At 57.0% G+C, this 12,547-nt stretch carries 10 protein-coding genes; all 10 read left to right on the plus strand.

The window, feature by feature from the left end; translation table 11 throughout:
* Positions 1–4 precede the first annotated feature (4 nt).
* Positions 5–2,002: an NADH-quinone oxidoreductase subunit L gene (gene nuoL / locus QZ869_RS09380; protein WP_296104202.1), complete on the plus strand. Its 1,998-nt coding sequence runs from the start codon at positions 5–7 to the stop codon at positions 2,000–2,002.
* A complete protein-coding gene (locus QZ869_RS09385) occupies positions 2,002–3,513 on the plus strand; it encodes an NADH-quinone oxidoreductase subunit M (RefSeq protein WP_296020955.1) in 1,512 nt (503 codons plus the stop codon). The genes nuoL and QZ869_RS09385 overlap by 1 nt, the downstream gene beginning before the upstream one ends.
* Before the next feature lie 18 nt (positions 3,514–3,531).
* On the plus strand, positions 3,532–4,974 hold the full coding sequence (nuoN, locus tag QZ869_RS09390) for an NADH-quinone oxidoreductase subunit NuoN (RefSeq protein ID WP_296020953.1): 1,443 nt from the start codon (positions 3,532–3,534) through the stop codon (positions 4,972–4,974).
* Positions 4,975–4,985: 11 nt separating this feature from the next.
* On the plus strand, positions 4,986–5,741 hold the full coding sequence (locus QZ869_RS09395; protein ID WP_296074908.1) for a biotin--[acetyl-CoA-carboxylase] ligase: 756 nt from the start codon (positions 4,986–4,988) through the stop codon (positions 5,739–5,741).
* A 192-nt stretch (positions 5,742–5,933) separates the two neighbouring features.
* Positions 5,934–7,601, plus strand: coding sequence for a ribonuclease J (locus QZ869_RS09400; RefSeq protein WP_296074887.1), 1,668 nt, complete (start codon positions 5,934–5,936; stop codon positions 7,599–7,601).
* 94 nt (positions 7,602–7,695) lie between these two features.
* Positions 7,696–8,100: a methylmalonyl-CoA epimerase gene (gene mce / locus QZ869_RS09405; protein WP_296082900.1), complete on the plus strand. Its 405-nt coding sequence runs from the start codon at positions 7,696–7,698 to the stop codon at positions 8,098–8,100.
* 228 nt (positions 8,101–8,328) lie between these two features.
* The gene (locus QZ869_RS09410) at positions 8,329–8,598 is read left to right on the plus strand and encodes a DUF1467 family protein (protein WP_296082869.1); all 270 of its coding nucleotides are present in this window, start codon (positions 8,329–8,331) and stop codon (positions 8,596–8,598) included.
* Positions 8,599–9,194: 596 nt separating this feature from the next.
* Positions 9,195–10,517: a proline--tRNA ligase gene (gene proS / locus QZ869_RS09415; protein WP_296104205.1), complete on the plus strand. Its 1,323-nt coding sequence runs from the start codon at positions 9,195–9,197 to the stop codon at positions 10,515–10,517.
* 20 nt (positions 10,518–10,537) lie between these two features.
* On the plus strand, positions 10,538–11,845 hold the full coding sequence (locus QZ869_RS09420; protein ID WP_296020942.1) for a lipoprotein-releasing ABC transporter permease subunit: 1,308 nt from the start codon (positions 10,538–10,540) through the stop codon (positions 11,843–11,845).
* Positions 11,846–11,861: 16 nt separating this feature from the next.
* Complete coding sequence (locus QZ869_RS09425) at positions 11,862–12,545, plus strand: ABC transporter ATP-binding protein (protein ID WP_296020941.1); 684 nt, start codon at positions 11,862–11,864, stop codon at positions 12,543–12,545.
* Positions 12,546–12,547: the final 2 nt, after the last annotated feature.

Raw genomic sequence — 12,547 nt, forward strand, 5'->3', positions numbered from 1 at the left:
GGCTATGATCTACAAGGCTATCGTCTTTCTTCCGCTGATCGGCTTCCTGATCGCTGGTCTTTTCGGCCGATCCATCGGCGCCAAGGCCTCGGAATATGTCACCACCGGTCTGATGATCGTGGTCGCGGTTCTCTCCTGGATCGTCTTCTTCGACGTCGCGCTTCTGACCCATGAGACCGGCGAGGTCATCAAGGTGCCGGTACTGCGCTGGATCCAGTCCGGCGGCATCGACGTCGAATGGGCGTTCCGCATCGACACGCTGACCGCGGTTATGTTCGTCGTGGTCAACACGGTGTCCTGTCTCGTGCATCTGTACTCCATCGGGTACATGCATCATGATCCGCATCGTCCGCGTTTCTTCGCCTATCTGTCGCTCTTTACCTTCGCCATGCTGATGCTGGTGACCTCCGACAACCTGCTGCAGATGTTCTTCGGCTGGGAAGGAGTTGGTCTGGCGTCCTATCTGCTGATCGGTTTCTGGTTCAAGAAGCCGTCTGCATCGGCTGCTGCCATGAAGGCTTTCATCGTCAACCGCGTCGGTGACTTTGGCTTCATCCTTGGCATCTCCGGTCTCTTCGTTCTGTTCGGTTCGATCAATTTCGAAACGATCTTCGCAACGGCCGGTTCTTATCTGCCTGCCGATGGCGCGGCCGCCACGGAAACGGTGATCAACCTCTTCGGCATGCAGTTGGACAAGGCCCACGCAGTTACCGCCGTCTGCCTTCTGCTGTTCATGGGCTCTATGGGTAAGTCTGCGCAGTTCCTGCTGCACACCTGGCTCCCTGACGCCATGGAAGGCCCGACCCCCGTTTCGGCTCTTATCCATGCTGCAACCATGGTGACCGCGGGCGTCTTTTTGGTGGCGCGCATGTCGCCGATCTTCGAACTGTCTCCGACCGCGCTCACCTTCGTCACGCTGATTGGCGCAATTACCGCCTTCTTTGCCGCGACCGTCGGTTTGGTGCAGAACGATATCAAGCGCGTTATCGCCTACTCGACCTGCTCGCAGCTCGGCTACATGTTCGTGGCGCTTGGCGTTGGCGCATATGGCGCCGCCGTCTTCCACCTCTTCACCCACGCCTTCTTCAAGGCGCTGCTGTTCCTTTGCGCCGGTTCGGTCATCCACGCTGTGGATGGAGAGCAGGACATGCGTTACATGGGTGGTCTTCGTAAGCACATCCCGATCACCTTCTGGACGATGACTGTTGGCACGCTTGCTCTGACGGGCGTTGGTATTCCTGGAACGATGATCGGCTTTGCCGGCTTCTTCTCCAAGGACGTGATTATCGAATCCTCCTTTGCGTCGCATAGCCCGCTTGCTGGTTTCGCCTTCACGCTTCTGGTCGTCGCAGCGCTCTTCACCAGCTTCTACTCCTGGCGTCTGGCCTTCATGACATTCTTCGGCAAGCCGCGCGCTTCTGCGGACGTCATGCATCACGTCCATGAATCGCCGATGGTAATGCTGATCCCGCTCTTTGTCCTGACAGTGGGCGCTATCTTTGCCGGTGTCGTGTTTGAAGGCTACTTCTTCGGCCCCGAATATGCGGAATTCTGGAAGGGCGCGCTATTTACGCTTCCGTCCAACGAAATTCTCGAAGAGTTCCACCACGTGCCGCTCTGGGTCAAGTGGAGCCCCTTCATCGCCATGCTTCTCGGTTTCGTCACCGCCTGGTACTTCTACATCAAGTCGCCACAGACGCCGAAGCGTCTGGCAGAGACCCATCGTGGCCTCTACCAGTTCCTTCTGAACAAGTGGTACTTCGACGAACTCTATGACTTCCTCTTTGTTCGCTCCGCGAAGGCGCTTGGCCGCTTCCTGTGGAAGAAGGGCGATGTGGCTGTCATTGATGCCTATGGCCCCAACGGTATTGCAGCGCGCGTGGTTGACGTGACCAACCGTGTCGTCCGTCTGCAGTCCGGTTACCTTTATCACTATGCTTTCGCGATGCTGATCGGCATCGCAGCACTAGTCACCTGGATGATGCTCGGGAGTGCCCTCTGATGACCGATTGGCCCATTCTTTCAACGGTCACCTTCCTGCCGCTCGTCGGCGTGGTGCTCCTGCTTCTGACGAATGAAAACGGCCCGTTCGGGCGCCGCAACATTCTCAACGTCTCGCTTCTGACGACGGTGTTCACCTTCATCGTCTCGCTCTTGATCTGGGTCGGCTTCGACAATTCGAACCCCGGCTTCCAGATGGTCGAGAAGCACAACTGGTTCGGCAGCATCGCTGCCTACCATCTGGGCGTTGACGGCATCTCCATGCTCTTCGTCATCCTGACGACGTTCCTCATGCCCTTCTGCGTTCTTGCAAGCTGGGATTCGATCGAGAAGCGCCTTAAGGAATACATGATCGCCTTCCTTCTTTTGGAAGTCGTCATGATCGGCGTGTTCGTGGCGCTTGATACCGTTCTCTTCTACGTGTTCTTCGAAGCAACGCTGATCCCGATGTTCATCATCATCGGCGTGTGGGGCGGCAAGGATCGCGTCTATGCGTCCTACAAGTTCTTCCTCTACACGCTTCTGGGTTCCGTTCTGACCATGCTCGCTATCATGGCGATGTACTGGCAGGCTGGCACGACAGATATGACCGAGCTTCTGAAGCACGGCTTCCCGGCTGGCATGCAGACGTGGCTCTGGCTGGCCTGCTTCGCAGCCTTCGCGGTGAAGATGCCGATGTGGCCCGTCCACACCTGGCTTCCTGATGCGCACGTTCAGGCGCCGACCGCAGGCTCTGTCATCCTGGCTGGCGTCATGCTGAAGCTCGGTGGCTACGGTTTCATCCGCTTCTCGCTGTCGATGTTCCCGCTGGCATCCGAACACTTCGCACCCTTCGTCTTCACGCTGTCGGTCCTTGCCATCATCTACACCTCTCTGGTGGCAATGATGCAGGAAGACATCAAGAAGCTGATCGCCTACTCCTCGGTCGCCCATATGGGTTACGTGACGATGGGTATCTTCGCCGCCAATGTGCAGGGTCTGCAGGGTGCGATCTTCCAGATGTTGTCGCACGGTATCGTATCGGGTGCGCTCTTCCTCTGCGTCGGCGTCGTCTATGACCGTCTCCACACCCGCGAGATCGCGGCTTATGGCGGCCTCGTCAACAACATGCCTAAATATGCTGTGGCCTTCATGGTCTTTACGATGGCCAATGTCGGTCTGCCTGGCACCTCTGGCTTCGTCGGCGAATTCCTGACGATCGTCGGTGTCTTCCGCGCCAACACCTGGGTGGCACTCTTTGCCGCAACCGGCGTCATTCTCTCTGCATCCTATGCTCTGTGGCTCTACCGCCGCGTCATCTTCGGTGCGCTTGAGAAGGAAAGCCTGAAGGCGATGCTCGATCTCAACACCCGTGAGAAGGTAATCCTTTATCCGCTCGTGGTGCTGACGATCTTCTTCGGCGTCTACCCGGCACCGGTCTTCGATGCGACGGCGGCATCGGTAGATCTCGTGATCAATAATTATACAGCCGCATTGCAGGCAGCGCAGAATGTTGCGCTTTCTCTGAACTGACGACAGGACCCGTGGGATATGACCGCTGAACTTCTTTTTGCCAGTCTGCGCATCGCGACGCCCGAACTGATCCTTGCGATCGGTGCGCTGGCGCTGCTCATGATCGGCGTCTTCTCCGGCGACAAGTCGACCAACACTGTGACGGGTCTTGCCGTCGCGCTTTTGGTTGTCGTCGGCCTGTGGATCATCTTCGCCCCTGCAAGCGGCCTGGCCTTCGGCGGCGTTTACGTCGCCGATGCCTTCGGCAACTTCATGAAGATCCTGGCGCTGATCGGCTCGATCGTCGCCATGATCCTTTCGGTCGGCCACAGCCGCGTGGAGCCGATCGGCCGCTTCGAATATCCGGTGCTTCTGGTTCTGGCGACGCTCGGCATCCTGCTGATGATTTCCGCCAACAACCTGATTTCGCTTTATATGGCACTCGAGCTTCAGTCGCTGGCGCTCTACGTCATCTGCGCGATCAACCGCGAAAGCCTGCGCTCGACAGAGGCCGGTCTGAAGTACTTCGTTCTCGGCGCACTGTCTTCCGGCATGCTGCTTTACGGCATGTCGCTGGTTTATGGCTTTACCGGCAACACCGGCTTCCAGGAAATCGCAACCGTTCTTTCCTCCGAAACCCGTTCGCTCGGCCTCGTCTTCGGTCTGGTCTTCGTGCTGGCCGGTCTGGCGTTCAAGATTTCCGCCGTGCCGTTCCACATGTGGACGCCGGACGTCTATGAAGGCGCGCCGACCCCCGTGACTGCGTTCCTTGCCGCCGCTCCAAAAATCGGCGCCATGGCGATCTTCGTTCGCATCGTCGTTGACGCGTTCCAGCCTGTCTTCACCGACTGGCAGCAGATCGTCGTCTTCGTGTCGATCGCCTCGATGCTGCTTGGCTCGTTCGCTGCCATTGGTCAGAAGAACATCAAGCGCCTGATGGCCTACTCGTCGATCGGTCACATGGGCTATGCTCTTGTCGGTCTTGCCGCAGGTACGCAGGATGGTGTTGCAGGCGTGTTGATCTACATGGCTGTCTACATGGGCATGACGCTCGGTACCTTCGCCTGCATTCTGGCCATGCGTCGCAAGGAAGTCGGCAATGTCGAGAATGTCGATGATCTGGCTGGTCTGTCTTCGACAAACCCGTTCATGGCTCTGGTGCTGACGGCTCTGATGTTCTCACTGGCAGGTATCCCACCGCTCGCAGGCTTCTTCGGCAAATACTACGTCTTCCTGGCTGCCATCGAAGCCAAGCTCTATGCCCTGGCCGTGATCGGCGTGATCGCATCCGTCGTCGGTGCCTATTACTATCTGCGCATCGTCAAGGTCATGTGGTTCGACGAGGCCAAGGGTGGGTTTGAAAAGGCTGCGGGCGAGCTACGGATCGTTTACGCATTATCGGGTCTCTTCGTCGTTGCCTTCATCTTCTTCGGTGGCATGCTCGGTAACGCCGTGACAGCTGCGGCGAAGACGTTCTTTTGAGCGAAAACCTTATGAAACAGCGCCGGTTGTCGCTCGATGACTTCCGGCACGAGGCATTGGTGGAAACATCTTCCACCAATGTCGAATGCCTCGCCCGGGCGCGCTCGGGCGACAGCGGCAATCTCTGGATAACCGCTATTCGCCAGACTGGCGGCAAGGGCCGCCGCGGTAGGCCATGGGTCTCTGAAGCTGGCAATCTCTACGCGTCTCTTCTTTTGATCGATCCCGCACCGATGGAACAGCTCGGTTCATTGCCGCTTGCCTTTGCGCTCGCCGTCCATCGTGCGATCCGCGTCGTTTTGCCGTTTGGTGGCGCTTCACTGGAAATCAAATGGCCGAATGATATTCTCATTGGCAGAATGAAGACCTGCGGAATTCTCATGGAGGCTGAGCAGTTGTCAGATGGTCGCCGCGCGATCGTCATCGGCATCGGCATCAACATTGCCCATAAACCGGATAACCCTCTTTATCCCGTCACCATGCTTTCCGAGCATGGCGCGTCCTGCGGACCGGACGAACTGTTTGCCCACCTCTATCGTGAGACGGCTGAGGTTCTCGCCGTCTGGAACGAAGGCCGTGGCGTGACCGAGGTCATGCGGGATTGGCGTGCAGCCGCTTGCGGAATTGGCGAACACATCACCGTCAACTTTCCCGACCACTCCATCGGCGGGCGTTTTGCAGGAATAGATGATCAAGGTTTTCTGTTGCTGGATGAGGACGATGGCCCCAGACGGGCGATCGCCGCTGGCGATGTATTTTTCGGCTGAAGTACGGCGCGCTCGATGCGTGCCACTTTGGTCTTCGAGTTTGGAGCATCCCTGTCGCTCGTGAAATCAGGGCGTTCATCCGGTCCGCGTCGGCCCGGTATTTCGACGTTTCGATAAGTCCGGCGCGGTCAGTGCAATCGGGAGCGCAGTTTTGAACCCGCGCCCATTGCACATTGCAGATTGGATAAAGACATGTCTCAACAAGACGAACTGGTTTTCCTGCCGCTTGGCGGCGTGGGCGAAATCGGCATGAACCTCGCCCTTTATGGTTATGGTCCTGCTGCCAAACGGCAATGGATCATGGTGGACTGCGGCGTGACCTTTGCAGGCCTCGATCTGCCTGGCGTTGATCTCGTGCTGCCCGATATCCGCTTCATCGAAGCGCAACGGGAAAACCTCAAAGGTATCATTATCACCCACGCCCATGAGGACCATTACGGCGCGCTGAACGATCTGTGGCCGGGTCTCAATGTGCCTGTTTACGCCTCCGGCTTCACCGCGGGTATGCTGGAAGCCAAGCGCAACTATGAGGGCACGCGCGCGGAAATCCCGATTTCGCCATTCAAAGCGGGCGATCGCATCAATCTCGGTCCGTTCGAGATCGAGGCCATCGGCGTCAACCACTCGATCCCTGAACCCATGTCACTCGTCATCCGCACTCCGCTTGGCAATGTGGTCCATACCGGTGACTGGAAGATCGATCATGCGCCGTCTTTGGGGCCGCTGACAGATGAAGCTCGTTTCCGCGCCATCGGGGAGGAGGGGGTGCTGGCGCTGCTCTGCGACAGCACCAATGCTGTTCGTGACGGTGTTTCTCCCTCGGAAGAGCAGGTTTCAGAAGGGCTTCGTCAAATCATCGAGAATGCCGAGGGCCGCGTCGCAATCACGACTTTCTCCTCCAATGTCGGCCGTATTCGATCCATTGCGCAGGCGGCGGAGCGCGCTGGTCGGGAAGTACTGCTCCTCGGCTCGTCACTCAAGCGGGTCGTCAATGTTTCGCAGGATCTCGGCATTATGGAAGGCATCAAGCCGTTCCTGGCTGAAGATGAATACGGCTATATTCCTCGGGACAAGGTTGTGGTCATCCTCACCGGCTCGCAAGGTGAGCCGCGTGCAGCACTTGCCAAGTTGTCCCGCGATGAAATGCGCAATGTAGCGCTCGCCAAGGGCGACACGGTCGTCTTTTCCTCGCGTGCTATACCTGGCAACGAAAAGGCCATTCTCGATATCAAGAACGGTCTGATAGAGCAGGGCATCCACATCATCACCGATAACGAGGCTCTGGTTCACGTCTCTGGCCACCCGCGCCGCAACGAGCTTTTGCGCATGTATGAGTGGACCAAGCCGAAGATCCTCGTGCCTGTGCATGGCGAAGCAGCACATCTCGTGGCCCAGAAGGAACTGGCGGAGCAGGCCGGTATCAAGCAGGTTCCAAAGGTGCGCAACGGCAATATTCTTCGTTTGGCACCTGGACCGGCGGAGGTGATCGACGATGCGCCGCACGGACGCATTTTCAAGGATGGTCGTCTTGTCGGCGACTTCGAGGAAATGGGTATCGGTGATCGCCGCAAGCTTTCCTTCGCAGGTCACGTCTCGGTCAATGTCGTTCTGGACAGCCGCTACGATTTTCATGGCGATCCGGACGTGGTTCCTTTCGGTCTTCCTGAATTTGACGACGAAGGCGAGGCAATGGAAGACACGCTCTACGATGCCGTCCTCGGTGCCATTGAAAGCATCCCGCGCGCTCGCCGCAAGGATCTGGACCTGCTGCGCGAAGCGGTCCGTCGCGCCGTGCGCGCCGCCGCCAATCAGACATGGGGCAAAAAGCCGATCGTCACGGTATTCGTGACGAAGATTTGACGATAAGTTCGGTGATGCGCGTTGGGATAAACGCGCATCACCGACGATGTCAGCGTCTTAGATGATGTTCGGCCAGGAAATTGGGAGGATGACCATGCTCGGACGGATCAATCACATTGCGATCGCTGTCCCCGACCTTGCGGCGGCAACCACCACCTATCGCGATGTCCTGGGCGCTGCTGTCTCGCAGGTGCAGACTTTGCCCGAACATGGGGTGCGCGTCGTGTTCGTCAACCTGCCCAACAGCAAGGTCGAACTGCTTGAGCCATTGGACGGCAACTCGCCCATCGCAGCATTTATGGAAAAGAATCCGTCCGGCGGCATGCACCACATCTGTTACGAAGTGGAAGATATCATCTCTGCCCGCGACAGTTTGAAGGCCGCCGGCGCACGCGTTCTCGGCAATGGAGAACCGAAGATAGGCGCCCATGGAAGGCCTGTGCTCTTCCTTCACCCGAAGGATTTCTGCGGTACGCTGGTGGAGTTGGAAGAGAGTTGAACGAGGGTTTGTTTCGAAAACTAACGTCTGCGCCGGGAGTACCAAGCGCATGATGAGATCCACAGAGGACGCTCTATCCTCTTCAATCTGACGATGCCCCCGAAAATCGATTCCGATTCTGGGGCTTGTGTTGTAGGAATCGTTTACTAGCTGCTCCGTCTGCTTCCAGCGTGTTTCCAGCACCATGAGGAGACGAGGAACGCCGGTTCTTCAAGGGGGAGGTTCCAAATGCCGTGGTTGTCGGTCGTTGCTGTTTTTTTCATCGTCTGGTGGACGGTTCTGTTTGTCGTGCTGCCGATTGGCCTTAGAACCCAGATGGATGACGGCGACGTGACGCTGGGCACAGTGGCGAGCGCGCCTAGTCGTTTCCAAGGCGCCAAAATCCTGATCCTCACGACCCTGATCTCGATATTGCTCTGCGCACTCTGGTATGGCGTCACCTTGTACTTTGGTGTCAGCCTTGATGATTTGCCACGTATCATTCCCGTTTATGATTGATCTTATGAGATGGAGCGGGGGCTGGTGTCCGTATAGGCGTCAGTGTCCGTCATACGAATGTTACATTTCTGTGGGCGAGATTCGCACATCCGCCAAAAGCAAAAGCTGTTTGATCAGGTCTCGGCAACCAACTCGCTGAAATAACACGGATTTTAGAGCAAAAAAAAACAAGGCGGTTAGGCCTTGTTTTTCAGTTTCGCGTGATCTGTTTCCGTTTCCGGGGCAGCGAACAAGCGCGCCTAAGATCTCATCCTCCCAAGACTGACCGCGAAGACGGCAGAAATTTAAACTTCCTGCCTCTTTTGTAAGCTGAAACTAGCCCAAAGATTCCACTTTGTCACCACGTTTTTTGCAATTTTGTTACAGTGGGCAAAAAATTTCCCCACGAACATTATGTCGCAGGTCACCCGCAAAATTATTTCGCCTGAAACCGTGCAGTGACGAAAGACCTATTCTCACGTTCATGTGAATGCTGTTTAGAGCGCCCCGATCGAGCGGGTTTCCTTCTGATGGAGAAACGGTTATGTACGGCGGAAATATCCTTTAATTCTGGCGATTCCCAGTAGATGGCGGGTCGCCGCACCCAGGAAATAGTCATGCGTCTCAGCCGTTATTTTTTGCCCATCCTGAAGGAAAATCCCAAGGAAGCTGAAATTGTTTCTCACCGCCTCATGCTGCGTGCAGGGATGATCCGTCAGCAGAGCCAGGGCATCTATTCCTGGCTGCCGCTGGGCAAGCGGGTGATGGACAAGGTGAACCGCATCATTCGTGAGGAGCAGGACAGGTCCGGCGCAGTAGAGCTGTTGATGCCAACGCTACAATCGGCTGAGCTCTGGCAGGAGAGCGGTCGATATGACGATTACGGCAAGGAAATGCTGCGCATCAAGGACCGCCAGGATCGTCAGATGTTGTATGGCCCCACGAACGAGGAGATGATCACGGACATCTTCCGCTCCTATGTGAAGTCCTACAAGAACCTGCCGCTGAACCTCTACCATATCCAGCTGAAATTCCGCGACGAAGTGCGTCCTCGTTTCGGCACGATGCGTTCGCGCGAGTTCTTGATGAAGGATGCCTACTCCTTCGATTTGACGAAGGAAGCCGCGATCCACTCCTATAACAAGATGTTTGCAGCCTATCTGCGCACCTTCTCGCGCCTTGGCCTGCGCGCAATTCCGATGCGCGCCGATACTGGCCCGATCGGCGGCAATCACAGCCACGAATTCATCATTCTGGCAGACACCGGTGAATCGGAAGTCTTCTGCCACAAGAGCTTCCTGGAGCAGGGCATTCCCGGAGATGATACCAATTTCGATGACGTTGCCGGTCTGCAGAGCATTTTCGATACATGGACGGCAGACTATGCCGCAACGTCCGAAATGCACGACGAAGCTGCCTTCAACGCAATTCCCGAGAGCGACCGTCTTTCTGCTCGCGGCATCGAAGTTGGCCACATCTTCTACTTCGGGACCAAATATTCCGAGCCGATGGGTGCCAAGGTTCAGGGGCCTGACGGCAAGGAACATCCCGTCCACATGGGATCCTATGGCATCGGACCGACACGCCTTGTTCCCGCCATCATTGAAGCCTCGCATGACGAGAACGGAATCATCTGGCCGGCGTCGGTTGCGCCTTTCGATGTCGTCATCATCAATATGAAGGCTGGTGATGCGGCCTGCGACGGGGCTTGCGAAAAGCTTTATTACGCGCTGTCCAATGCCGGTAAGGATGTTCTTTACGACGATACGGATGACCGCGCGGGCCAGAAGTTCGCGACGGCCGATCTCATCGGCGTGCCTATGCAGATCATCGTCGGCCCACGCAGCATTGCTGCCGGCGAGGTCGAGGTGAAGGACCGCAAAACCGGCGCACGTGAGAACGTGACGGTGGAAGCCGCAATGAACAGAGTTCTCGGCTGAAAGGCCGACAAGGAGTAGACATGGCAAAAGCCGAGGCTGACAACGGTGCTGTGGCATCCGTGAAGGATGGGGCGGCACGGCCGTTTTCGGCTTTCGAGCGCATGGTGGCCTGGCGCTACCTGCGTTCGCGCCGTAAGGAAGCATTCATATCTGTCATTGCAGGCTTCTCCTTCGTCGGCATTATGCTCGGCGTTGCGACGCTGATCATCGTCATGGCCGTCATGAATGGTTTCCGCACCGAGCTGATTTCCCGTATTTTGGGAATCAACGGTCACATGATCGTTCAGCCGATCGACCAGCCCTTCAACAATTATGATGAACTGGCGAAGAAGTTTGCCGGAGTGCCGGGCGTGACGATGGCCTTGCCGCTCGTGGAAGGCCAGACGCTGGCATCTGGTCGCAACGGTGCGGGCAGTGGCGCCCTAGTCCGGGGCGTGCGGCCCGAAGATCTCGAAAAGATCAAGGAAATTTCTACCAACGTCAAAGCTGGCGATCTCGTCGGCTTCATGTCAGGGCAGGGTGTTCTGGTTGGTTCAAGGCTAGCCGCGCAGCTTGGCGTGACAGTAGGGGACCAGATTACGCTCATTTCACCGGAAGGTGACGTGACACCCATGGGTGTCAATCCTCGCGTGAAGTCCTATCCGATCTCCGGTGTTTTCGAGATCGGCATGTCGGAATATGACGCCTCGATGATCTATATGCCGCTTTCGGAAGCGCAGCTCTATTTCAATTCGGAAGGCATCGTCCAGTCGATCGAGCTTTTCGTCAGCCATCCGGACGATGTCGATGGTATCCGACCTCTGGTGGAGGCTGCTGCCGGTCGCCAAGTCTATATCACCGACTGGCGACAGCGGAACCAGACTTTCTTCTCCGCCCTGCAGGTGGAGCGCAACGTCATGTTCATGATCCTGACACTGATCGTTCTGGTCGCGGCGCTCAACATCATTTCCGGCCTTATCATGCTGGTGAAGGACAAGGGCAGCGATATCGCCATCCTGCGCACAATGGGTGCGACTTCGGGCGCTGTCATGCGCATCTTTTTCATGACAGGTGCGGCTATCGGTATCGTCGGCACATTTGCGGGCGTGGCGCTTGGCGTTGTCGTGTGTCTCAATGTGGAATCGATCCGCCAGTTCTTCTCATGGATCAGCGGCACGGTTCTGTTCGATCCGCAGCTTTATTTCCTCAGCCAGCTTCCAGCTGAGATGGCTTTGAGCGAGACGATCACGGTCATCGTCATGGCGCTGACTTTGTCCTTCCTGGCAACGATCTTCCCCGCTTGGCGTGCGTCGAAGCTAGATCCTGTCCAGGCCCTGAGATATGAATAAGGACCGGCCTCGCACCATGGCAAAAAAAATGGCTTTACAGCTCTCCGGCGTGGAACGGACCTACGGTCAGGGGGAGACGAGTCTCTCCATTCTGAAAGACGCAAATTTCGAGCTGAGAAGCGGTGAGATCGTCGCGCTTGTCGCGCCCTCCGGAACGGGGAAATCGACGCTTCTGCATCTGGCCGGTCTGCTCGAGCACCCAGATGCGGGCGAGGTGTTCATCAATGGCAAGCCATGCGGCACGCTGTCTGATGAGGAGCGCACGTCGATCCGCCGCAGCGACATCGGCTTCGTCTATCAGTTCCACCACTTGCTGCCGGAATTCTCGGCGCTTGAAAACATCATGATGCCGCAAATGATCGCGGGTCTCGCTCCGAAGGAAGCGCAGGTTCGTGCCAAGGCGCTGTTGGATTATATGCGCATCGGCCACAGGGCGGAACATCGCCCGGCTGAACTGTCGGGCGGCGAACAGCAGCGTGTGGCGATCGCGAGAGCGGTTGCCAATGCCCCGCTTCTGCTGCTGGCAGACGAGCCGACAGGCAATCTCGATCCTGAAACGGCATCCTATGTCTTCGATGCTCTGGAAGCACTTGTGCGCCAGTCCGGTCTTGCCGCGCTGATTGCAACGCACAATCACGATCTGGCCGCACGCATGGACCGCCGCGTTACCTTGAGCGAAGGCAAGATCGTCGAATTCTAACA

It is taken from the genome of uncultured Agrobacterium sp., from assembly GCF_913777885.1.
In the GTDB taxonomy this organism is placed as follows: Bacteria; Pseudomonadota; Alphaproteobacteria; order Rhizobiales; family Rhizobiaceae; genus Agrobacterium.